The sequence below is a fragment of the Streptomyces sp. NPDC001822 genome (assembly GCF_042892135.1).
In the GTDB taxonomy this organism is placed as follows: Bacteria; Actinomycetota; Actinomycetes; order Streptomycetales; family Streptomycetaceae; genus Streptomyces.
Map to the genome: position 1 here is coordinate 407,238 of NZ_JBIATW010000005.1, position 22,737 is coordinate 429,974.

Here is a 22,737-nt window from a genome sequence, read left to right on the forward strand (position 1 = left end):
CCGGGCGGGCGGATCGGACCGGGGGCGCACTCTTGCGAGCCGGGCACGGCCTGTGCTGAGGGGCGGCCGGGCGACCACGGGAGCGGGCCCTCAGGCCTCGGCGAACGGATCGTCGATGAACGGCGTCGCCTGATGGAAGTAGAGACGCCAGCCCTGTGCGGTCAGCCGCCACAGCGAGCTGCGGTGCGAGCGCAGGCCCCTGGACTCGGTGTCGAAGGTGAGGTGGACCAGATCGGACGCCAGCCGGTCGCCCCTCATACGGGACGCGGTGAGGGGACCGGGACGGGGTGCGCCGGGGTCCGTGAGCATGGCGATGATCGAGTCCCGCTCCCACAGCCGCCCGCTGGTGCCGATCTCCCGGAAGTCGGGGTGCAGCAGCGCGGCCAGCTGGTCGGCGGAGGTCCGCACCACCGGATCGAGGAGCCGCAGCTCACCCTCGATGGCGGCGGCCACGGCCGGCTCGGGCTCAGTCACGCGTCATCTCCACCAGTCTGACCACGGTGTTCCAGTTGCGGCTCGTCGCCACGAGACCGCGGTTGAACGCGGGGCGCCCCAGCGCGACGGCCAGCTTGGACCGGCCGAGTCCGTCGGGTGCATAGAGGTAGAGGGCCCGGTCCCCCAGCCGGAACTCCTCGGGACGGAATGCCGCGGCGTCGAGCGGGGCGAAGCGCGAGTCGTCGACCGACCGGTCGAAGTAGGTGACGTGCAGCTGCTTGGGTTCCAGCTCGGCGGCGGGGAAGGGGCAGCCGTCCGCCACGTCCGCGAGATAGGCGCCCGTACGCACGAGAACGTCGACCGGAAACCCGAACCGTTCCTCGATGGCCCGCTCGATCCCCGCGGCCAGGGTGTTCTCGTCGCCCGCCGCACTGCGGAACACGGCGTTCCCGCTCTGCAGGTACGTCGCGACGTCCTCGTGGCCCAGTTCTCCGAGCAGTGTGCGGAGTTCCGCCATGGGGACCCGCCGGTGGCCGCTGACGTTGACCCCGCGCAGCAGCGCCGCGTACATCGTGCTCATGTCCCCAGCCTAGGGCTTGCGGTCCTCGTCGGGCCGGATGGCCTGCCGACGGCCGCCGCGCCCCGTGGGGGAGGGCACGGCGGCCGTCGCGCCTCGCGCTACTCGACGATCTTCAGGAGCTTGTTGGCCGTGCCCTCGGTCGCGTTGCCGATGGCGTCCGGGGTGGCGCCCCCGGTGAGCGCCGTGGCGACCGCTTCGGGTGTGGCGTCCGGGTGCCCGCCCAGGTACACGGCGGCCGCGCCGACGACGTGGGGGGTCGCCATGGACGTGCCGGAGATGGTGTTGGTGGCGTCGTCGCTTTCGTTCCAGGCGGACGTGATGTCCGAGCCGGGGGCGTAGATGTCCACGACGGAGCCGAAGTTGGAGAACGACGACTGCTCGTCGTCCTTCGTGGACGAGGCGACCGTGATGGCCTCGGGGACACGGGAGGGCGAGCCCTCCCCCGCGTCGCTCGACTCGTTGCCGGCGGCCACCGCGAAGGTGACACCGGAGGCGATCGCCTTCTGCACAGCCGCGTCGAGTGCCGGGTCGGCGCCTCCGCCCAGGCTCATGTTGGCGACGGACGGACCCTTGTGGTTCGCGGTGACCCAGTCGATACCGGCGACGACCTGCTCGGTCGTGCCCGAGCCGGCGTCGTCCAGCACCCTGACGGCCACGATCTTGGCCTTCTTGGCGACTCCGTACGCGGAACCGGCGATGGTCCCGGCCACGTGCGTGCCGTGCCCGTTGCCGTCGTCGGCGTCGTCGTCGTTGTCCACGGCGTCGAAGCCCGAGGTGGCCCGTCCCCCGAAGTCGGTGTGGGTGACGCGGACACCGGTGTCGATGACGTAGGCGGTGACGCCGTCGCCCGCGGCGTCGGGATAGGTGTAGGCGCCGTCCCCGGCGGTCTCGGCCTGGTCGATCCGGTCCAGGCCCCAGGACGGCGGGTCGTCCTGCGTGGCGTCGATGTGGAACTTCTTGTTCTGGACGACCTTGGCCACGGCCGGGTCGGCGGCGAGCCGCTCGGCCTCGGCGTCCGAAAGGCCGCTGGCGGAGAATCCGTTGATGGCGGAGCTGTAGGTGCGCTTCAGCTTGCCGCCGTACTCCTGGGCGAGTTCGGCCTTGTCGGCCTTCTTGTCCAGCATCACGATGTAGCTGCCGGAGACGGCCGAGGCCGCGTCGGCGCCGTAGACGGTGCCCGTCGCGGGGGCCGGAGCGGCACCGGCGAGCTGGGTGGTGAAGAGGGTGACACCGGCGGCGGCCGCCACGGCGGTTATCGACGCGGTGAGCTTGAGCGAGCGAGCGCGCTTGTGAGTTGCCATGAAGAGGGGTCTCCTCGTCATTCTTTGTGGGGGGATTGACCCTCGGCCGGAAGATCTCCGGGGGTTGGGTCGAAACACTGCTCGATTGACGCGAGCAGATCAAGATTTTCATGGAGCCGTCACGCAGTCGGCGAACTTTCACCACAGAACGCCCGCACCCCCGTCACTCATCATCCGGCGACACGACCGAGCGTCATCAGAAGACCTCAGACACGGAAGAAGCGCCACCTTTCACCCCAACCCACGCACCACCGGCCTTCCGAGTGGCCGCGACCCGCACCGATCGGCCCTGCACGTCAAGTGAATTGACGCATCATCAGCGCATAAGTACTCTTGCTTGGTCAAGTAGATTCTTGATGCGTCAAGCTGCTCCGGGTGCGACTCGGCCGTCAGGCCGAAAGGCGATGAGATCGACCGCCGCCACCCTCCGAGCACACCTGCCAGAGGACCCGCGCTCGCCACGGACTGCCGTGGAGCTGCGGTCCCCTGAAACATCGAAGGAAGAAAATGACTGAGCGTCGCCCCGGCAAGCTGTTCAAGTTCGGCACCGCCATGGTCCTCTCCGTGGGGGCGCTGACGGCCGTCGCGGCTTCACCCGCCGCTGCCGACGGATCGCCGACCACGCAGGGCTGCACCAAGTACTACAGCTACGGCAAGACGCAGGTCCAGGTGGACAACTGCCCGGGCAGCGGCAGGGCCAGTTGGGCATGGATCAGCCGCCCCTACGACGGTGCGGTCGACGCGGCCAAGATCCAGATCCACCTGGCGAACAACACCTATCCCCAGCTGACGACGGCTGCCGGGGCCTCTGCCAGCGCGGACTACGACAGCGACGTCGCCAGCATCTCGATCTGCGAGCGGAGCAAGTCGACGTCGTCCTGGAGCTGCTCGGGTTCCTACGGCGTCTAGTGGTCCAGCGGCTGGATGCGCCGCCCGCGCTCTGCGGACAGTGACGGGTGGCAAGGGGCCTGCACCAGCTCTCTGACACCCGTTGTGCCGTCAGATAAACCGGCTCCGGCGTCCCTTGGCGCACTCGCTGCCCCCACGCATCGCCCGCCGGCCGCAGCCGGCGGGCGATGCGTGTCACCCCCCGCGGGCTCCCCGCTCTCCCGGTGCCCGCAGGGGCCGGGCCTCGAAAGCGTCCCCGGGGTGGCATACCCGTAGGCGATCTCTCCGACGGCGTGGCCTACGTCCGCCGGTCGGGTCCATGGTCGGCGCCCGCGGAGGGACTCGGTACGGGACGTGGCCCTACCGGGCCGGGAGCTCCGCCTCGACGAGATCGGCCGCCCGCCGCGTGCCCCCCTCGCCCCGCATCCGCTCCCCGATCCGCGCGAGCCGCGCCGCCACCTCGGGGTCGCCCACCAGGTCGAGGACGGCGGCTCGCAGGGCCACCGCGTCGGCCTCCTCCTTCGGCAGATGCCTGGCGACCCCCAGGGACTGGAGCATGTCCGCGTTGCCGAACTGGTCGACCGCCTGCGGGACCGCCACCATCGGAGTCCCGGTGGCGAGCCCTTCCTGACTGCCGCCCGCGCCCGCGTGGGTGATGAAGGCGTCCGCCTGCCTCAGCACGGACAACTGGGGTACCCAGGGGTGCACTTCGACGTTCGGCGGTACGTGTCCGAGTTCGGCCGGGTCGACGTGGGCGCCGATCTGCAGCACGACGTGCCAGCCCGGCAGATCGCCGAAGGCCTCGACGCACGCGCGGTAGAACGCCGGCTCGCCCGTGAACGACGACCCGAGCGAGACGAGCAGGACCTTCTCCGCGCCGGTCGGCCGCTTCCACTCCCCCTGCTCGGCCCGGTCGCCCTGGCAGGCACCGACGAAGGTGAACCTGCCGTGGTCCACGCGGTCGGCGTTCGGCTGGAGCACCTCCGGGATCAGCACCAGGCCACGACGGGGCCTCGCCACGAAATCGTCGGACGAGAGGTGACCCAGGCCGTTCCCGGCGAGCCAGTCCGCGAAGCGCGCGTAGTAGGCGCGGCCCCGCTCGGTCTGCCTCAGCCCGGCGGTCGCCGGCTCCCCCACCTCCTCGGCGTACCCCTCCCAGGGAACCAGGTTGGGCCAGAGCTGGACGGCGGGCACACCCCACCGGTGGGCGAGCACCCGGGCCGGATACGCGGTGATGTCGTGCAGGACGAGGTCGGGCTCGTCGCCCTCGAACGCCTCGGCCAGCTGCGGCAGGGCCTGGACGGCGTCCTCGAGGAACCGCTCGTAGTAGTCGATGAGTTCGCTGCCCCAGTCCTCGGGCGCGGTGGGCAGCACGGAGGTGTAGATCACCGGCTCGGCCCCGGTCGCGGCGATCACGTCGGCGAAGGAGGCGGGGATCGCGTAGCTGACCCGGTGCCCGCGCGCGACGAGCTCCCGGATCACTTCGAGACTCGGGTTCACGTGCCCGTGGGCGGCGATGGAGAACATGGCGACATGGGCACGCGGAGTCGGTGTCATGCCGTCGAACATAAGCGAGACGATACGTCTCGTCCAGTCGATTTCGGGTACGCCGCCGAGCGGCCGCGCCAGCTCGCCGGAACAGCGGACGCCTGCGGCAGACGGGCACGACCGCACCTCGTGCGGGTCGCCGGTGGCCGTGGCCCCGGGACGACCGCTACCAGCGCTGCTCCGGGGGGCCGGGGCCACCGGATCAGCGCTGGTAGCGGTCGAGCACCCGGTTGCCGTCCTCGACCAGGCGCTTCCTCAGTTCTTCGGTGCCGATGGCACCGCTGTAGTACTCCTGCAGCGCCGGGGTGGCCACCTTGTCCTTCCATTCGGGGTAGCCGCGCACCGACTGCGCGGGGGCCGGGCGCAGTGCGCGGGCGAGGGCCGTCCCCGTCGCCCAGCCGTTCTCCGTCACGTGCAGGGCCGGGTCCGCCAGCGCCTCGGTGCCGGTCGGAAGCATCCAGTCGCCCTTGGCCAGGCGCACCATGTTCGCGGGGCGCAGCATGAAGTCGATGAACCGCACGGCCTCCTTCTTGTGCGGGCTCTCCTCCGCGACGGACAGGGTCTGCGGGCTGACGCCCTGGGCGATGCCTCCGCTGCCCGCCGGCATGGGGAGAACCGTCCACTCGAAGCCCTCGGGCGCCTGTTCGACGACCTGCTGGCGATAGGAGAAGCCCAGCGGGACCATGGCGTACCGGCCGCCGAAGAAGCCGGGTAGCGTGTCCGAGCCCCCCATGCCCAGCGCCGTCCGCGCCGCGCTGCCGTCGGACCCGACCTGGTCGCGGACCGTGCGCGGCATGACCTCGTCCCCCTCGCCGAAGCGGATCTCCGCCCTGCCGTCCGCGCCCCGGTGGAAGAGCTGCCCGCCGGCCGACAGACCGAGGTTGAGGGTCACGGACACCGGTTCCTTGAGCGGCCAGGCGACGCCGTACCGCCCCTTGCCGGTCAGCTCGGCGGTCACCTTCCGGAACTCGGCCCAGGTCCACGGTTTCTCGGGGGTCGGGATCCGTACGCCGGAGGAGTCGAGGATCTTCCTGTTCGCGATCAGGACCTTGGGTTCCTGGAGGAACGGGACTCCGTGGACGCCGTCGCCGAAGGTGGTGGTCGCCCAGGACTGCTCGGGGATGTCGTCGGTCAGCCTGCCGGGCAGGAGGGTGCGCAGGTCGGCGAGGTAGCCGCCGTACGCGAAGTCCGCGAGGTCGTCCGACGCGTCGTGGATGATGTCCGGCGCCTCGCCGCCCTCGAAGGAGGTGAGCAGCTGGTCGTGGACGTTGTCCCAGCTGCCCTGGACGTAGTCGACCTGGATGTCCGGGTGGCCGGCGTTCCACTCCCGGACGAGCTGCTTGTTGGCCTCCACCGACTCCTTCTGCCAGGCGAGCGACTGGAAGCTGAGCCGGACGGTGCCGTCGGCGTCCTTGTCGCCCCCGCCGTCGCCGGAACAGCCCGAGAGCAGGAGCGCGAACGCGGTGGTGAGCACCGCGGCCGTCGCGGGGAGCCGCATCACTGCCTCACCGCCCCGGCCGCCAGACCGCCCGTGATCCGCTTCTGGATGACGGCGAAGAGGACGAGGGAAGGCAGGGTGGCCAGGAACGCGGCGGCGGCGAGCGGGCCGAGGTCGGCCACCCCTTCCGCGCCGAGGAAATGGGTGAGTACGACCGGCAAGGTCTGCTTCTCCGGGGTCTTGAGGAGGACGAGGGCGAAGAAGAACTCGTTCCACGCGGTGATGAAGGCGAACAGCGCCGTGGCGACGATCCCCGGGGCCAGCAGCGGCGCGGTGACGGAGAGGAGGGTGCGCGCCTTCCCGGCCCCGTCGACCGCCGCCGCCTCCTCGAGTTCGGGGGGCACGGCACGGACGTATCCGGCGAGCATCCACAGGGCGAAGGGCAGCGACCAGACGACGTACACCAGGATCAGACCCCACAGCGAGTTGATCAGGTGCAGGTTCTTGAGGACGAGGAAGAGCGGGATGATCACCAGGACGAAGGGGAACGCCTGGCTGATCACGACCCACCCGGTCGCGGCCGTGGCCACGCGTCCCCGGTGACGTGCCATCACGTAGGCCATGGGGGTGGCGATGAGCACCGCGATCAGTGCCGCACAGAGCGCCGCGGTGAGCGAGTTGGCCGCCGCCCTGAGCAGCGGCTGCTCGTCGAAGGCCTGCCGGAAGTTGTCCAGGGTCGGGTCCCGGGGGATCCAGGTCGGGTGGAGCGACCCCAGCTCGCGCGCCGGTTTGAAGGCGGTGGAGATCAGCCAGAGGAAGGGGAAGGCCAGGAAGACGAGGTAGCACAGCAGCGCGGCGTACTGTCCGGCGCGCGCGGTTCTGCCCGTACGCAGGCTCATGCGTCCTCGCCTCCCCTGAGCCGGCCGGCGAGATGGATCGCGAGGATCACCGAGATGACGGCGACCATCACGCACCCCATGGCGGCGGCGTAGCCGAACTGTCCGTAGCGGAACGCCTCTTCGTAGGCGAAGAGCATCGGCAGCCTGGTCCGGCCGCCGGGACCGCCGCTGGTCAGGACGTAGACCAGGGCGAAGGAGTTGAAGTTCCAGATGAAGTTGAGGGCGCTGATGGCGAGCGCCACCGGCCTGAGGGCGGGCCAGGTGACGGTGCGGAAGCGGCGCCAGGCTCCGGCCCCGTCCAGGGCGGCCGCCTCGTGGAGTTCGTGCGGGGTGTTCTGGAGTCCCGCGAGGAGCGCGACCGTGGTCTGGGGCATGCCGGCCCAGACGCCGACGACGATCACGGCGGGCAGGGCCGTGGCCAGGCCGGTCAGCCAGTCCCGGCCGTCCCCGAGCCCGAGGTCGCGGATCGTCTCGTTCAGGATGCCCGCGTCGGGGTTGTAGACGAGGCGCCACATGATGCCGACGACCACCTCGGGCATCGCCCAGGGAATGATCGCCAGCGCCCGGGCCAGCCAGCGCATCCGGAGGTTCGCGTCGAGGAGCAGTGCGAGGCCGAGGGCGAGGACGAACTGCGGCACCGTGACGCCGACGGCCCACAGCAGCCCGATCCGGAAGGACTCCCAGAACAGGCCGTCGTGCAGCAGGTCCTGGAAGTTGAGTACGCCGACGAACTGCGTGGAGCGGGTACGCCCCGACTGCGCGTCGGTGAAGGCCAGGGCGATGCCGTACAGCAGGGGGCCGACGCTGAGGATCAGGATCGGGATCAGCGCGGGCAGCACCAGGAACCAGGTCGCCGTGTCCCGCCCCCGGCGGCGCACGTGCGGCCCCTTCCGGGGGACCTTGCGCCCGGACCGCGTTGTTGCGGTCGCCATTGCCATGAATTCGACCCCTTTACCCGATTGGATCGGTTTCATACCCGAATGGCTGCCGGGGCGGCCTCCGTCATCGTGCTGACGGGCCGCCCGTTCGTCAAGGTGGCCTGCGGGGATGAGAAAATCCGGCCATGGACGAGATGCGCGCACGCGAGGTTCTGACCGCCGCCGGACTGCCGGGCGGCGCCGGGCTCCTCGCGCTGGGCGAGAACGCGGTGTTCGCGGACGGGGACCTTGTGGTCAAGGTCGGCCGGGACGCGACGCACCACCCGGAGCTGCGGGAGCGGGCAGCCCGCGAGGTGGCCGTGGCCCGCTGGCTGGCCGATTCGGGCGTGCCCGCCGTGCGGGCCGTCGAACCGGACGCCCGGCTGGTGGAGGGGCACCCGGTGACGCTCTGGCACCGGCTCCCGGATGCCGTGCGCCCGCCGCTGCCACGCGATCTGGCGCCGCTGCTCACGCAGGTGCACGCCCTTCCCGCGCCAGAGGACTTCACGCTCCCGCGCCGGGAACTGCTGGGCGGGGTCGAGCGCTGGCTGCGACTGGCGGGCGACGCGATCGACCCCGCCGACGCGGACTACCTGCGGGGCCGGCGCGACGGTTTCGCGAAAGCCGCTGCCGCCCTGGCCCCCCACCTGGCGCCGGGCCCGATTCACGGCGACGCCCTCCCCCGGAACGTCCACATCGGCCCCGACGGGCCGGTCCTGGTCGACCTGGAGACCTTCTCGGCCGATCTGCGCGAGCACGATCTGGTGGTCCTCGCGCTCTCCCGGGACCGGTACGGCCTGCCCGCCGACGCCTACGACGACTTCACCGAGGCCTACGGCTGGGACGTGCGCACCTGGGAGGGATGCGCGGTGCTGCGCGGCGCCCGCGAGACGGCGAGCTGCGCCTGGGTCTCCCAGCACGCCGCGGTGAACCCGAAGGCGCTGGCGGAGTTCCGCCGCAGGGTGGCGTCGCTGCGCGAGGACGACCCCGAGGTGCGCTGGTACCCCTTCTGAGCGGGCGGCGTCAGGAGGCGGTCACCGCGGCCGGCTCCCGCAGCGGCCATCGGCCGTCGATCACCGCGTCGGCGGTGCCCTTGCGGCGCAGGAACTTCTGGAAGTCGGCGGCCCAGTCCGCATACCACTCGATCTGACGCTCATGCAGTTCGGTGGTCCGCAGGGCGGCGACCGAGCGGTGCCGCTCCGCTATCGCGTAGGCCACGCGCACCGCCGCCAGCGCGTCGGCGGCCGCGTCGTGCGCCCCGCCGTGCACCACCCCGTATTCCACGCAGACGGCCTCCAGGGTGCGCTTGCCCTTGCGGTACCGGTCGACGGCGCGGTCGATGGTGTACGGGTCGATGACGGGTCCGACCTCCCGGCCGCCCAGCCGGTCGCCCAGGGACGGCAGGCCGTGGCGCCGCAGCTCGGCGGAGAGCAGGCTCAGGTCGAACGCGGCGTTGTAGGCGACCACGGGCACACCCTCGCGCCAGTACTCCACGAGCGTCCCGGCGATCTCGTCCGCCACCTCGCGGACCGGGCGGCCCTCCGCCGCCGCCCGCTCGCTGCTGATGCCGTGGATGGCCGAGGCCTGCTCGGGAATCCGTATGCCGGGGTCCGCCAGCCAGGTGCCGCTGCGGACCGGCTCGCCGTGCCCGCTGTCCACCGCGACGACCGCGGCGGTGACGATCCTGGCCTCCGACGGGTCCGTGCCGGTCGTCTCCAGGTCGAAACCGACCAGGCGCTCCTGGTGCCAGCTCATCCCCTGCCTCCTCATGTGGTGCGTTCCCCCGAGTGATGACCAACCCTCGCACGCGCCACTGACAACGGGAGGAGGGGGCGTCAGGAGACGGGCCTGGAGTCCGTCCAGACCGACTCGAACTCCTCGCGGTAGGTCTCGAAGAGTCCGTGCTCGCTGTCCTGCCCCGCCCGGACCACCGCACGCCCGCCGCCGCGCAGCACCAGCACGGGCGCCTCCATGCCGCGTGCGCGCCGGAGATAGGGCTGGACGACCCCGACGGCGTCGGGCCCGTCGCCGTCCACCAGGTAGGCCGTGAAGCGCGGTGTCTCGTCGAAGACGTGGATCTGGAAGGCGTCGGGGTCGCGCAGCCTGGAGCGGACCCGGCGCATGTGCAGGATGTTCATCTCCACCGAGCGGCTCAGCTCGGCCTTCTTGAGGCCCAGTTCGCGCTCCCTGCGCTTGACCGCGCTGCTCGCCGGGTTGATGAAGAGCAGCCTGACCCGGCAGCCGGACTCGGCGAGGCGGACCAGCCTGCGTCCGGAGAAGTTCTGCGTGAGGAGGTTGAGCCCGATGCCGATCGCGTCCAGCCGGCGGGCGCCCCCGAAGAGGTCCTCGGCGGGCAGCTGGCGCTGCAGCCGCACCCGGTCGGGGTGGACGGACACCACGTCGGCGTAGCGGTCGCCGACCAGCTCCTCGACCGCGTCGACGGGCAGCCGGTCGGCGGACGGGACCGCCGCCCCGCTGCCGAGGATCTCCAGGAGCCGGGCGGAGGCCCGCTCGGCCTGCGCGAGGACCGCCTCGTTGAGCGCGCGGTTGCGGGAGACGACGTTGCGCGCCACCTCCAGCTCGTCCAGTGCGAGCTCCACCTCGCGCCGGTCGTCGAAGTAGGGCTCGAAGCAGGGCCAGTGCTGGACCATCAGCTCGCGCAGCTGCGGCAGCGTCAGGAAGCTGAGGACGTTGTCGTCGGCCGGGTCGAGCAGATAGCCCTTGCGGCGGGAGACCTCGCGGACCGCGACGGCGCGCTGCACCCACTCCTGCCCCGCCGGCCCCGCGGCGGCGACCACCCAGTCCTCGCCGTGCACCGGTTCGTAGATCGGCCGGATCACCGCGGAGACCACGGCGCGCAGCCGCTGTTCCACCAGATTCAGCCAGATGTACGCACGCCCCGCCCGCTGGGCGCGGGTGCGCACCTCGTTCCAGGCGTCCGCGCCCCAGTCCAGCTCGGCGCCGATCTCCATGGGCTGTGCGAGGGAGACCGCCCCCGGCTGGGCATCGGTCGATTCCCCCTCGTGACCTGCGTCACCTGGGGGCAGCTCGAATCCTCCCGAGCTCACCCGCGTACCGCCTTCCACTCCCCCACCAACGATCAAGGAAGGGTACTCCGCAAGCGGGAGCCGGTGCAGCAGGATGCACATGCTCCTCACTCAACTCCTTTGTGCGTCCGGCCTGTTCCTTGCGACGAGATCGGGTGGAGTGAGATGGTTCATAGTGATTGCGCACCCTCTCGCATGCCGCATACCGGACGGAGGAGCTGTCGGGCGGACCGTGACCCCTGTCCGGGCGACACGGAGGTGTCCCAGGTTGACCGGCCCGGCGGGGTCGCGTCGACGGGACCCGGCCGCACCGGCCGACGTACTAGGTACAGGACCGTCTTTCGGGGAGTATCGGGGCGAAAACCCCCAGCACCCGGATCAGAAGTGGAAGAGTCCTATCTATGCAGGTCTGGCCGGGACACGCCTATCCCCTCGGCGCCACCTACGACGGCGCCGGAACCAACTTCGCGGTCTTCTCGGAGGCCGCCGACCGGATCGAGTTGTGCCTGCTGCACGACGACGGTTCGGAAACGGCGGTGGAGCTCCGCGAGACCGACGCCTTCGTCCGCCACGCCTATCTGCCCGGGGTGATGCCGGGGCAGCGTTACGGCTTCCGGGTGCACGGCCCGTACGAGCCGCAGCACGGGCGGCGCTGCAACTCGGCGAAGCTGCTCCTCGACCCGTACGCACGTGCGATCTCCGGGAAGATCGAGTGGGGCGAGGCGGTCTACGGCTATCCGTTCGGGAAGCCGGACGAGCGCAACGACCTCGACTCGGCGCCGCACACGATGAGCTCGGTCGTGGTCAACCCCTACTTCGACTGGGGCGACGACCGCCGCCCCCGTACGGACTACCACCGCACGGTGATCTACGAGGCCCACGTGAAGGGCCTGACCATGCTGCACCCGGGCCTTCCCCAGGAACTGCGCGGCACGTACGCGGGGCTCGCGCACCCGGAGATCATCGCCCACCTGACCGAGCTGGGCGTGACGGCGATCGAACTGATGCCGGTCCACCAGTTCGTCCAGGACCACCGGCTGGCGGACGCGGGCCTCGCCAACTACTGGGGTTACAACACCATCGGCTTCTTCGCCCCGCACAACGCCTACGCCTCGTGGGGCGACCGGGGCGAGCAGGTGCTGGAGTTCAAGCAGGCGGTCAAGGCACTGCACCAAGCGGGCATCGAGGTGATCCTCGACGTGGTCTACAACCACACGGCGGAGGGCAACCACCTCGGCCCGACGCTCTCCTTCCGGGGGCTCGACAACGCCTCGTACTACCGCCTGGCCGATGACCAGAAGTACTACATGGACACCACGGGCACGGGGAACTCCCTGCTGATGCGGTCCCCGCACGTGCTCCAGCTGATCATGGACTCGCTGCGGTACTGGGTGACCGAGATGCATGTGGACGGGTTCCGCTTCGACCTGGCGGCCACGCTCGCGCGCCAGTTCCACGAGGTGGACCGGCTGTCGTCGTTCTTCGACCTGGTGCAGCAGGATCCGGTGGTCAGCCAGGTGAAGCTGATCGCCGAGCCCTGGGACGTGGGCGAGGGCGGCTACCAGGTCGGCAACTTCCCGCCGTTGTGGACCGAGTGGAACGGCAAGTACCGGGACACCGTCCGCGACCTGTGGCGGGGCGAGCCGCGCACGCTCGCAGAGTTCGCGGGCCGCCTCACGGGCTCGTCGGACCTCTACCAGGACGACGGGAGGCGCCCCCTCGCCTCGATCAACTTCGCCACCTGCCACGACGGCTTCACGCTGCACGACCTCGTCTCGTACAACGACAAGCGCAACGAGGCCAACGGCGAGGGCAACCGCGACGGCGAGAGCCACAACCGCTCGTGGAACTGCGGCGCGGAGGGCGAGACCGAGGACAAGGAGGTGCTGGAGCTGCGCAGTCGTCAGATGCGCAACTTCGTCGCCACGCTGATGCTGTCCCAGGGCGTGCCCATGCTGAGCCACGGCGACGAGTTCGCGCGGACCCAGCGGGGCAACAACAACGGCTACTGCCAGGACAACGAGCTCTCCTGGGTCCACTGGCCCGACCCGGCCGCCGCGAGGCGCGCCGAGGACGACGACGGAGCCGGTGCCGGCACGGACACCAGCCTGCTGGAGTTCACCCGGGCGATGGTCTGGCTGCGGCGCGACCACCCGGTCTTCCGGCGCAGGCGCTTCTTCCACGGCCGGCCTGTGGAGGGCACGCACGACGAGCTGTCCGACATCGCGTGGTTCACCCCCAGGGGTGAGGAGATGACCCAGCGGGACTGGCAGGCGGCCCACGCCAAGGCGATGACGGTCTTCCTGAACGGCCACGCGATCTCCGAGCCGGGGCCACGCGGCGAGCGGATCTCCGACGACTCGTTCCTCCTGATGTTCAACGCGGGGGCCGAGACCCTGGAGTTCGCCGTGCCGATGAACCACGGCAAGCAGTGGCAGGTCGTCGTGGACACGGCGGTGCCGGACGGGGTGCCGCCGGGCGCGGGTCCCAAGGTGTCGGCGGGCGAGCGGGTGACTCTCGTCGGCCGGAGTCTGAGCGTGCTGAAGCGCCCCGCGTAGGCCGATGGGGTGCCGGGGCGGGGCGGCGGGCCGCCGGTCGGCGGCGGGTGGCCGAGAAGGTGGGGATTGCGCCGCCCCTCTGGGTACGTACGACTCCATGACGCCCACCGCCACGTACCGGCTGCAGCTCCAACCGGACTTCCCGTTCGCCGCCGCCGCGGACGCCGTGCCGTATCTCGCCGAGCTCGGCGTCTCCCATCTGCACCTGTCGCCCGTCCTGGAGGCCGTGCCCGGCTCAGGACACGGCTACGACGTCGTCGACCACGGCAGGGTGCGGGCCGAGCTCGGGGGTGAGGAGGGGCTGCGGGAACTGGCCGCCACGGCGAGGGCCCACGGCCTCGGGCTGGTCCTGGACATCGTGCCGAACCACATGGCCGCCGCGCCCCGCCACAACCTCCCGTTGTGGGAGGTGCTGCGCGAGGGCCCGGACTCCCCCTACGCCCGCTGGTTCGACATCGACTGGGAGGCCGGCGGCGGGAAGGTACTGCTGCCGGTGCTCGCGGGGCGGGTCGGCGAGGAGAGCGCCGGCTTCGAGCGGGGCGCCCGGGACGACGGCACGCCCGTGCTCCGCTACGCCGATCTGGAGTTCCCGCTGCGCGAGGGCACTGCGGACCTCCCGCTGCCCGGACTGCTGGCCGCCCAGCACTACCGTCTCGCCTGGTGGCGGCTGGCCAGGACCGAGCTGAACTACCGGCGGTTCTTCACCATCTCCGACCTGATCGGGGTCCGGGTGGAGCATCCCGAGGTGTTCGCCGCAACCCACGGCAAGATCCTCGAACTGGTCCGCGACGGGGTGGTCGACGGGCTGCGCGTCGACCATCCGGACGGGCTGGCCGACCCCGGGGAGTACCTCCGGCAGCTGGGCGAGGCCACCGGCGGACGCTGGACGGTGGTGGAGAAGATCCTCACGGGTGCCGAGGCGCTTCCCCCCGCCTGGGCGGTCGCGGGGACCACCGGGTACGACGCACTGCACCGGATCGACGGCCTGTTCACCGACCCGATGGGCGCGGCGGATCTGCTCGGCCGCTACCGGGACTTCGCGGGCCCCCAGGGCGACCGGGGCGGTTACTGGACCGCCACGGTCCGCAGGGCCGCGTACCGCGTCGTCACGCACGAACTGGCCGCCGAGACGGAATGGCTGACGCGTCTCGCCGTCCAGGTCTGCGCCGGGGATCCCGCCACGCGCGACCACGCCCCGTGGGCGCTGCACACGGCGGTCCGCGAGCTGCTGGTACGGGTGCCCGTCTACCGGCCGTACGTCACGGCCGGCGGGCCGCTCACGGAGATCGCGGAGTCGACGCTGCCGGCCGAGGCGTTGCGGGACGCGAGGGCCGCGTTCTCCGTCCCCCAGGAGGCCGACGCGGTCGACGTGGTGCGGGACCTGGCGCTGGGGCGCCTCGGCGACGGGCCGGAGCAGGCGGCGTTCTGCGCGCGGTTCGCACAGACGGCCTCCGCCCTGCACGCCAAGTCCGTGGAGGACACGGCGTTCTACCGGTACGTCCCGCTGATCTCGGCGACGGAGGTGGGCGGTGACCCCGGCCGGCCGGCGGTGAGCCCCGAGGAGTTCCACGCTTTCGGCACCCGGCTCAGCCGCGACTGGCCCGGCACCGGCACGGTGCTGACCACCCACGACACCAAACGCAGTGGGGACGTGCGGGCCAGGATCGCCGTCCTGTCGGAGTGCCCGGAGAGGTGGTCCTCCCTGGTGGAGCAGTTGTCCAGGGCGACGCCCGTGCCGGCGCCCGACCCCCAGCTGGCCTGGCAGGCGTGGCAGTCGGCGTACGGCTGCGCGGGCCTGCCGGCGGGTGAGATGGCGGGGAGGCTGGAGCCGGCGCTGCTGAAGTCCGTGCGGGAGGCGGGTCTGTTCACGAGCTGGACCGAGCCCGATCCGGCGTACGAGCGGGCGGTGACCGACTTCGTCGCGGCGGGGCCGGGCAGCGACGCCGGCGAGGCGCGGGTGCTGATGACCCGGTTCGCGCAGGAGCTCGCGCCCTTCGTACGGGCCAACGTCCTCGGCGCGGCGCTGGTGCACCTGACGATGCCGGGCGTCCCCGACCTGTACCAGGGCACGGAGCGGGAGTACATCGCGCTGGTCGACCCGGACAACCGCCGGCCGTTCAGCAGGCCCGCGGGAGGCGGGGACGAGAAGGCGGCACTCACCGCGGCGGCGCTGCGGCTGCGCCGGGAGCGCCCCGGGCTCTTCGGCGAGTCCGGCACCTACGCCCCGGTGTCCGCCCTGGGCCCGGCGGCCGCGCACTGCCTGGCGTTCTGCCGGTCCGGTGAGGTGGTCACGGCGGTGACGCGTCTGTCGCTGCGGCTCGCCGAGGAGGGCGGGTGGCGGGACACGGTGCTGACGCTGCCCGGCGAGGGCCCGTGGACCGACCTCCTGTCGCAGGGCGGGGAGTTCACCGGCCCCGAGGTCCCGGTGGCGGAACTCTTCACGGAGCGTCCGGTGGCGCTTCTCGTGCGGACGGGCGGTACGGGCGCGACCGGGCGCGGCTGAGCCGGCCGGAGCGCATCCCCCGGGGCGGCGTCGTGGAGCCCCGTGGCCGGCACGGTGTCACCCCGGGCGTCTTACGGCGTGTCGCGGCCGGGGTGCGGGGACTCCGCCGGGCCTCGGGCCGCGTGGTCAGGCCGGGGGGACCGGGAGCGAGGCGGTGAGCCGGAAGGTCATCCGGCCAAAGCTCACCTGGTCCCCGTCGCGCACCGCCACGGATCCGACGACCCGCTGCCCGTTGACGCAGGTGCCGTTCGTCGAGCCCAGGTCGCGGAGGATCCACCGGCTGCCGTGCGCGGTCAGTTCGGCGTGCAGCCGTGACACAGTCTCGTGGCTGAGCCGGAGCCCGTTGCCCGGGTCACGGCCGATGAGCAGGGGGTGCGGGCCGGGCATCGGAAGCATCAGCTTGGGCAGCCGCTCCGACTGCCAGGCCCTGCGGACCCGTGCGGGGAAGGCCGAGACGCCGCTCACGGCACGGAAGAGCCCGCGGGTCCAGCGTCCGCCGGACTCGAGGTCGGAGGTGAGCGCCGCCAGGTCCTCGGGACGCCTGGCGACGAGGGCGAGTTCCATGCGCCGCAGGAAGGTGTCGTGGGAGAGCTTGCCCTGGGCGGCGCCGTCCCTGAGCACACCGAGGACACGGTCGCGCTGGGCGTCGGACAACCGCGCGGGATACGTGTGGGACTCGAAGGAGGACGTCACACTGCCGATTGTCGGGCCGACAGGCCGGAGGTGTCCAGAAGAACCCGGGTATCGGTACGCCTGACCTGCACCGGAGCCCGCGAATCCCCTCGTCCGCACGTGAGTTGCCCCGACGGCCGCCGCCCGGGCGCGGACCGGTCACCGCGTCACGCAGGAGCGTGTCCACCTGGTGTGAGCGTCGTCTCCTGCGTGTTCCCGGTGCGCTGCGCGCTGATCACGTCGCGGTACCAGCCGTACGACTCCTTGGGGGTGCGCCGCAGCGTCTCGTAGTCGATGTGGACGAGGCCGAACCGCTTGCTGGCCCCTTCGGTCCACTCGACGTTGTCGGTCAGGGACCAGGTGAAGTAGCCGCGCACGTCGACACCCGCGTCGATGGCGGTCCGCAGAGCCCCCAGGTGTCCTTCCAGGAAGGCGATGCGGCGGCCGTCGGCGACGGGCTCGTCGACGGCGCAGCCGTTCTCCGTGATGTAGACGGGCGGCAGCCGGTCGCCGAAGCGGTCACGCAGTTGGCCGAGCGTCTCGGCGAGTCCCTCGGGGACGACGGGCCAGCCGAAGTCGGTGGTGTCGTACCCCTCGATCTCCCTGATGCCGAACGGCAGCCCCTCGGGCATGGAGTACCCCGAGAAGGAGGCCGGCGCCTCGGCCCGCGGGGCGCCCACCAGGGTCGGGTTGTAGTAGTTGACGCCGTACCAGTCGAGGGGTGCCGAGATGACCTTGAGGTCGTCCTCGACCGGGCCGGGCATCAGGGCGGCGAAGCCCTCGTCGGGGTAGCGGCCGGTGAGGACCGGGTCGGCGAACAGCCAGTTGGTCAGGGTGTCGTAGAGCTCGGCGCCCATGCGGTCCTCCTCGGAGTCGCCGGCCGTCCAGACGGGCGAGTGGGAGAGCGCGATGCCGATGTTGTCCGCGCCCGCGGCGCGCAGCGCCCGCACGGCGAGTCCGTGCGCGAGGAGTTGGTGGTGGGCGGCGGGCAGGGCGTCGAAGAGGAGGGTGCGGCCGGGGGCGTGCTCTCCGAGCGCGTAGCCCAGCATGGTCACTTCGGCCGGTTCGTTGATGGTGATCCACATGGGCACCCGGTCGGCGAGGCGCTCGGCGACGATCCCCGCGTACTCCGCGAAGCGGTAGGCGGTGTCCCGGTTCAGCCAGCCGCCCGCCTCGTCGAGCGGGAGCGGGGTGTCCCAGTGGTAGAGGGTCGGGGCGGGGGTGATGCCGTGGGCGCAGAGTTCGTCGACGAGCCGGTCGTAGAAGTCGAGCCCGGCGGGATTGAGCGAACCGCTCCCGCCGGGGACCACACGGGGCCAGCTGATGGAGAAGCGGAAGGCGTCCGCGCCGAGTCCGGCGAGCAGGGCGACGTCCTCGCGGTAGTGCTCGTGGAAGCCGGTGCCCCGGGTGGTGTCGGTGCCGTCCTTGATGCGGCCGGGCTGCGCGGCGAATGCGTCCCAGCCGGAGGGCCCCTTCCCGTCGGCGTCGAAGGCCCCCTCCGTCTGGAAAGCGGAGGCGGAGGCACCCCACAGGAATCCGGGTGGGAACGTCGGCACGGTCATCTCGGCCTCCAGCAGCCGTAAGGGGGACCTTGTCGTACTGCCCGGGCTCGCCGCGAATGAGCGGAACCCGGCAGGGCAATGATCAGGACCAGACCCTAATCGTCAGGTGCGGGCTCGCTCCAGTGTCCCGGGGCCGTGCGCGCGAATTCCGCCGATCATGGGGCCTCCGGCGAGGCATCCGGTTCATGGACGAGGAGTGGTGAATGCGGTTCGAGGTGTGGGCTCCCGAGGCCGGGGCCGTGGCGCTGTGCACGGCGGGCGGACGCGGCCCGATGGGGCGCGACCCCCTGCGGCCCGGCTGGTGGACCGCCGAGGCGGAGGCCGGGGACGGCGACCGGTACGGCTTCTCGCTGGACGGCGGCCCCGTGCTCCCCGATCCCCGTTCGCGGCGGCAGCCGGACGGGCCGGACGGCGAGAGCGCGGTCGTCGACCAGGACGCCCACGTCTGGCGGACCACGTGGGCGGGGCGGGGCCTGCCCGGCGCCGTCCTGTACGAGCTCCACGTCGGCACCTTCACGGACGCGGGCACCTTCGACGCGGCCGCCGCGCGGCTCGGCCATCTCGTGGACCTCGGCATCACCCATGTGTCCGTGATGCCCGTCTGCCCCTTCCCGGGAACCCACGGGTGGGGGTACGAGGGAGTGTCGCTGTGGGCCGTGCACGAGCCGTACGGAGGCCCGAGCGCACTGAAGCGCTTTGTCGACACGGCGCACGGACTGGGTCTGGCGGTCGTCCTGGACGTCGTCCACAACCACCTGGGCCCCTCGGGCAACTACCTGCCGGCCTTCGGCCCGTACTTCACGGACACGCACCACACGCCCTGGGGCTCGGCCGTCAACCTGGACGCCCCGGGGTCGGACGAGGTCCGGGCGTACCTGCTGGGCAGTGCGCTCGCCTGGCTGCGGGACTACCGGCTGGACGGCCTGCGCCTGGACGCCGTGCACGCCCTGGCCGACGGCCGGGCGCTCACCTTCCTGGAGGAGTTGTCCGCGGCCGTCGACGCGCTCGCGTCGGAACTCGGCCGGCCGCTCGCGCTGATCGCGGAGTCCGACCTCTGCGACCCGCGGACGACGACACCCCGCGGCGAGGGCGGCATCGGCCTGCACGCCCAGTGGAACGACGACTTCCACCACGCACTGCACACCGCTCTCACCGGTGAGTCCCAGGGCTACTACGCCGATTTCGCCGCGGCCCCCCTGGCCGCCCTGGCCAAGACTCTGACCAGCGCGTTCTTCCACAACGGCACGTATTCCAGCTTCCGGGGCCGCACGCACGGCCGCCGCGTCGACGTCACCCGGTCCCCCGCCCACCGCTTCGTCGGTTACGCGCAGACGCACGACCAGATCGGCAACCGCGCCCTCGGCGACCGGCTCGCCGCCACCCTCCCGACCGGGCTCCAGGCCTGTGCGGCGGCCCTGGTGCTCACCGGGCCGTTCGTCCCGATGCTCTTCATGGGTGAGGAGTGGGGCGCCCTGACGCCGTGGCAGTTCTTCACCGACCACACCGATCCGGACCTCGCGCGCGCCGTGCGCGACGGCAGGCGGAGCGAGTTCGCGGAGCACGGCTGGGCGGAGGGGGAGATCCCGGACCCGCAGGACCCGGACACCCGGGGCCGGTCCTGCCTGGACTGGAGCGAGGCGGAGCGGGAACCGCACGCCCGGCTCCTGGCCTGGCACCGCGAGCTGATCGCCCTCCGCCACTCCCTGCCCGACCTCTCCGACCCCGATCTCGCCTCGGTGAGAACGGCGTTCGACGAGGAGGCGCGCTGGCTGGTCTGCCGGAGGGGAGACCTGCGGATCGCGGTCAACCTGTCGGGCAAGCCCGCCGCGATTCCACTGGGCGCCGGCCGGCGCCGGGGTGGTGGCCGGGTGCTGGCCTCGTGGGTGCCGACCGGGACTCCGGGACCGGACGGGGTGCTGCACCTGGCGCCGGAATCCTGTGCGGTGCTGTCCGACGACTGACCAACTCCTGTGCCCTGGATGGCACTTCAGCCCATATGGCCTGAACCTGACGCGTCGCGCGACAGCCGGGCTACTCCACGATCGCCATCTCGCGCGAGGTGGTGTTCAGCCGCCTGCCTCCGTCCTCGGTGACGGTCACGATGTCCTCGATGCGGACGCCGAACCGGCCGGGGAGATAGATGCCCGGCTCGACGGAGAAGCACATCCCGGGCACGAGCGGCTGCTCCTCGCCCTCGATCATGTAGGGCGGTTCGTGGGTGGTCACGCCGATGCCGTGGCCGGTGCGGTGGATGAATCGCTCGCCGTAGCCGGCCTCGGTGATGACGGCGCGGGCGGCCCTGTCGATCTCCTGGCAGGCGACGCCCGGACCGACCGCGCGGCAGCCCGCCTCCTGCGCCTCCCGCACGACGTCGTGGACGCGCTGCTCCTCGGCGGTCGGTTCGCCGACGTGGACCGTGCGGGAGGTGTCGGAGCCGTAGCCGTGCTTCAGCCCGCCGAAGTCCAGGACGACCATGTCACCCGCCACGACGGTCCGGTCGCCGGCCTCGTGGTGGGGGTTCGCACCGTTGGGCCCGGAGCCGACCACGGTGAAGTCGACCTGCGTGTGGCCGTGCCGCTTCAGCAGGGCCGCGAGGTCGGCGGCCACGTCGCTCTCCCGGCGCCCGGAGAACCGGACCTTCAGGATCTCCTCGTACGTGGCGTCGGCGGCCGCCCCGGCCGCGGCGAGCCGTTCCAGCTCGGCCGCGTCCTTGACGGCGCGGAGCATCGGCAGGGCTTCGGTGAGGGAGGCGTAGGAGGCGTCGGGGAGGTCCTTCCCCAGGGCCAGCAGGTGGAGCGCCCAGGCGTTGTCGCTGATCCCGAACCGGCCCTTGCGGTCGAGCAGCGCCGCTGTCAGGGCGTACGGATCGGCGGCGTCGGTCCACTCCCTCAGGGTCAGCGCCGGCGCACCCGGGGCACGCTCCGCGTCCGCCGCCTCCAGCGCCGGGACGACGAGGACGGGGTCGTGTCCGGCCCGCAGCACCAGCATCGTGATGCGCTCGGTCTCGGACGGCAGCCGGTAGCCGGTCAGGTGGACCATGTCGGGACCGGGGGCCACGAGGACGCCCGCGAGGCCGGCGGCGTCGGCGGACGCCGCCGCGCGGTCCATCCGGGCGCGGTAGTCCTCGGCGGTGAAGGGCGCGGGCTGGTCGGGGCTGGACATGGGACCTCCTGGCGGGCGATGCGGCACACAGCATCCTGCCCGTCCGCCCCGGCGCACGCGAGTGTGGGCGGGAGTGCGTACGCGGCTTCAGTGACGTCGCACGACCAGGTCGGCGCGGTCGCGGTACCGCTCGACCAGCCGCGCGTTGAGCTCGTCGGAGCCGGCGACCCACCGCTCGGCGTGCGCCCGGGACTTGCCGAAGCGCACGTGCCGCTCCACGAGGCCGCTCACCCGCTCCCGCGGGTCGGCGTCGAGGAACCACACCTCGTCGAGCAGACCGCGCACGGCGGCCCAGGGACCCTCGTCCAGGAGCAGGTAGTTCCCCTCGGTCACGACGAGCGGGATGTCCTTGCCGACGCGCACCGAGCCGGCGACCGGCTCCTCCAGTGTCCGGTCGAAGGCGGGCGCGTAGACCGGTCCGGGCTCGTCCGGATTCCTCAGCCGCCCGAGGAGCGCCGCGTAACCCGCGGCGTCGAAGGTGTCGGGGGCACCCTTGCGGGCGGCCCGTCCCAGCCGTCCCAGTTCCGCCCCGGCCAGGTGGAAGCCGTCCATCGGCACGAGCACGGCGCGGCCCGGGAGCGCGTCGACGATCCGGGCCGCCAGGGTGGACTTCCCCGCCCCGGGCGGGCCGGCGATGCCGAGGATGCGGCGGCCGCCCGGGGCGGCGAGCCCGCGGGCCCGGGCCACCAGGGCGGCGAGGTCGTTCGTGTCCATGGCGCGCATTGTCCACGGGCGGACCGGGAGCGCGTTAGTGTTACGTATAACTACCCCCTCCCGCCATTCCGAGGACGAGGATCCCCATGTCCCACATCGCCCTGGTCACCCTGGTCGTCCGCGACTACGACGAAGCGCTGTCCTTCTACACGGGCGCCCTCGGCTTCGAGCTGGTGGAGGACACGGACCGGGGCGGCGGCACTCGCTGGGTGGTCGTGCGGCCGCGCGGCACGACGGGCACGGGGCTGCTGCTGGCGAAGGCCGGGGACGACGCCCAGCTGGCGGCGGTCGGGGCCCAGACCGGCGGCCGGGTCGGCTTCTTCCTGCACACGGAGGACTTCGCCGGTGACCACAGCCGGATGCTGGCGGCCGGGGTCCGCTTCCTGGAGGAACCCCGCCACGAGACGTACGGCTCCGTCGCGGTGTTCGAGGACCTCTACGGCAATCGGTGGGACCTGCTGCAGCCCGCGTGAACCCCGCTCCGCCGGACGGCGGAGCGGACGAGGGCGCCGG

General features: G+C 72.0%; 18 protein-coding genes and 1 pseudogene. 6 read left to right on the plus strand and 13 right to left on the minus strand.

Annotated elements, in window-relative coordinates; genetic code table 11:
* Positions 1-90: 90 nt before the first annotated feature.
* The 3 genes from ACFYY2_RS15140 to ACFYY2_RS15150 all read right to left on the minus strand — a co-directional run bounded on the left by ACFYY2_RS15140 (position 91) and on the right by ACFYY2_RS15150 (position 2,316).
* On the minus strand, positions 91-474 hold the full coding sequence (locus ACFYY2_RS15140) for a DUF4440 domain-containing protein (RefSeq protein WP_388742219.1): 384 nt from the start codon (positions 472-474) through the stop codon (positions 91-93).
* Positions 467-1,015: a DUF1697 domain-containing protein gene (locus ACFYY2_RS15145; RefSeq protein ID WP_388742222.1), complete on the minus strand. Its 549-nt coding sequence runs from the start codon at positions 1,013-1,015 to the stop codon at positions 467-469. The genes ACFYY2_RS15140 and ACFYY2_RS15145 overlap by 8 nt, the downstream gene beginning before the upstream one ends.
* 98 nt (positions 1,016-1,113) lie before the next feature.
* Positions 1,114-2,316 (minus strand): S8 family peptidase, encoded by a 1,203-nt coding sequence (locus tag ACFYY2_RS15150; RefSeq protein WP_388742224.1) that lies wholly within the window; start codon positions 2,314-2,316, stop codon positions 1,114-1,116.
* A 507-nt stretch (positions 2,317-2,823) separates the two neighbouring features.
* On the opposite strand from ACFYY2_RS15150, the gene ACFYY2_RS15155 reads away from it, so the two are divergent.
* A complete protein-coding gene (locus ACFYY2_RS15155; RefSeq protein WP_388742227.1) occupies positions 2,824-3,225 on the plus strand; it encodes a hypothetical protein in 402 nt (133 codons plus the stop codon).
* A gap of 339 nt (positions 3,226-3,564) precedes the next feature.
* Here the strand turns inward: ACFYY2_RS15155 and mgt are convergent.
* The 4 genes and pseudogenes from mgt to ACFYY2_RS15175 form a co-directional block, all read right to left on the minus strand.
* A pseudogene (gene mgt / locus ACFYY2_RS15160) lies at positions 3,565-4,846 on the minus strand (macrolide-inactivating glycosyltransferase).
* 108 nt (positions 4,847-4,954) lie between these two features.
* Positions 4,955-6,250, minus strand: a complete 1,296-nt coding sequence (locus ACFYY2_RS15165) for an ABC transporter substrate-binding protein (RefSeq protein ID WP_388742230.1) — start codon at positions 6,248-6,250, stop codon at positions 4,955-4,957.
* A complete protein-coding gene (locus ACFYY2_RS15170; protein ID WP_388742233.1) occupies positions 6,250-7,089 on the minus strand; it encodes a carbohydrate ABC transporter permease in 840 nt (279 codons plus the stop codon). The genes ACFYY2_RS15165 and ACFYY2_RS15170 overlap by 1 nt, the downstream gene beginning before the upstream one ends.
* Positions 7,086-8,021, minus strand: a complete 936-nt coding sequence (locus tag ACFYY2_RS15175) for a carbohydrate ABC transporter permease (protein WP_388742235.1) — start codon at positions 8,019-8,021, stop codon at positions 7,086-7,088. Before ACFYY2_RS15175 ends, ACFYY2_RS15170 begins: the two co-directional genes overlap by 4 nt.
* Positions 8,022-8,152: 131 nt before the next feature.
* Here ACFYY2_RS15175 and ACFYY2_RS15180 point away from each other — a divergent pair, with 131 nt between their 5' ends.
* Positions 8,153-9,019: a phosphotransferase gene (locus ACFYY2_RS15180; protein WP_388742238.1), complete on the plus strand. Its 867-nt coding sequence runs from the start codon at positions 8,153-8,155 to the stop codon at positions 9,017-9,019.
* A 10-nt stretch (positions 9,020-9,029) separates the two neighbouring features.
* Here the strand turns inward: ACFYY2_RS15180 and ACFYY2_RS15185 are convergent, their stop codons facing one another.
* A complete protein-coding gene (locus ACFYY2_RS15185) occupies positions 9,030-9,761 on the minus strand; it encodes a 3'-5' exonuclease (RefSeq protein WP_388742240.1) in 732 nt (243 codons plus the stop codon).
* A gap of 80 nt (positions 9,762-9,841) precedes the next feature.
* Complete coding sequence (locus ACFYY2_RS15190) at positions 9,842-11,074, minus strand: SAV2148 family HEPN domain-containing protein (protein ID WP_388742243.1); 1,233 nt, start codon at positions 11,072-11,074, stop codon at positions 9,842-9,844.
* A 380-nt stretch (positions 11,075-11,454) separates the two neighbouring features.
* Here ACFYY2_RS15190 and glgX point away from each other — a divergent pair, with 380 nt between their 5' ends.
* The gene (glgX, locus tag ACFYY2_RS15195; protein ID WP_388742245.1) at positions 11,455-13,611 is read left to right on the plus strand and encodes a glycogen debranching protein GlgX; all 2,157 of its coding nucleotides are present in this window, start codon (positions 11,455-11,457) and stop codon (positions 13,609-13,611) included.
* Positions 13,612-13,708: 97 nt separating this feature from the next.
* The gene (gene treY / locus ACFYY2_RS15200) at positions 13,709-16,114 is read left to right on the plus strand and encodes a malto-oligosyltrehalose synthase (RefSeq protein WP_388742247.1); all 2,406 of its coding nucleotides are present in this window, start codon (positions 13,709-13,711) and stop codon (positions 16,112-16,114) included.
* Positions 16,115-16,240: 126 nt separating this feature from the next.
* Here the strand turns inward: treY and ACFYY2_RS15205 are convergent, their stop codons facing one another.
* Together ACFYY2_RS15205 and ACFYY2_RS15210 are read right to left on the minus strand one after the other, a co-directional pair.
* The gene (locus tag ACFYY2_RS15205; protein ID WP_388742250.1) at positions 16,241-16,807 is read right to left on the minus strand and encodes an FHA domain-containing protein; all 567 of its coding nucleotides are present in this window, start codon (positions 16,805-16,807) and stop codon (positions 16,241-16,243) included.
* 146 nt (positions 16,808-16,953) lie between these two features.
* A complete protein-coding gene (locus ACFYY2_RS15210) occupies positions 16,954-18,348 on the minus strand; it encodes a GH1 family beta-glucosidase (protein WP_388742252.1) in 1,395 nt (464 codons plus the stop codon).
* Positions 18,349-18,551: 203 nt separating this feature from the next.
* On the opposite strand from ACFYY2_RS15210, the gene treZ reads away from it, so the two are divergent.
* Positions 18,552-20,309 (plus strand): malto-oligosyltrehalose trehalohydrolase, encoded by a 1,758-nt coding sequence (gene treZ / locus ACFYY2_RS15215; RefSeq protein ID WP_388742254.1) that lies wholly within the window; start codon positions 18,552-18,554, stop codon positions 20,307-20,309.
* A gap of 70 nt (positions 20,310-20,379) precedes the next feature.
* Here treZ and ACFYY2_RS15220 read toward each other — a convergent pair whose 3' ends face one another.
* The gene (locus ACFYY2_RS15220; protein WP_388742257.1) at positions 20,380-21,510 is read right to left on the minus strand and encodes a M24 family metallopeptidase; all 1,131 of its coding nucleotides are present in this window, start codon (positions 21,508-21,510) and stop codon (positions 20,380-20,382) included.
* A gap of 87 nt (positions 21,511-21,597) precedes the next feature.
* Positions 21,598-22,224 (minus strand): nucleoside/nucleotide kinase family protein, encoded by a 627-nt coding sequence (locus ACFYY2_RS15225; RefSeq protein ID WP_388742260.1) that lies wholly within the window; start codon positions 22,222-22,224, stop codon positions 21,598-21,600.
* 86 nt (positions 22,225-22,310) lie between these two features.
* Between ACFYY2_RS15225 and ACFYY2_RS15230 the strand changes: the two genes are divergently transcribed.
* A complete protein-coding gene (locus tag ACFYY2_RS15230; RefSeq protein ID WP_388742264.1) occupies positions 22,311-22,697 on the plus strand; it encodes a VOC family protein in 387 nt (128 codons plus the stop codon).
* The last annotated feature ends 40 nt before the right edge of the window (positions 22,698-22,737 follow it).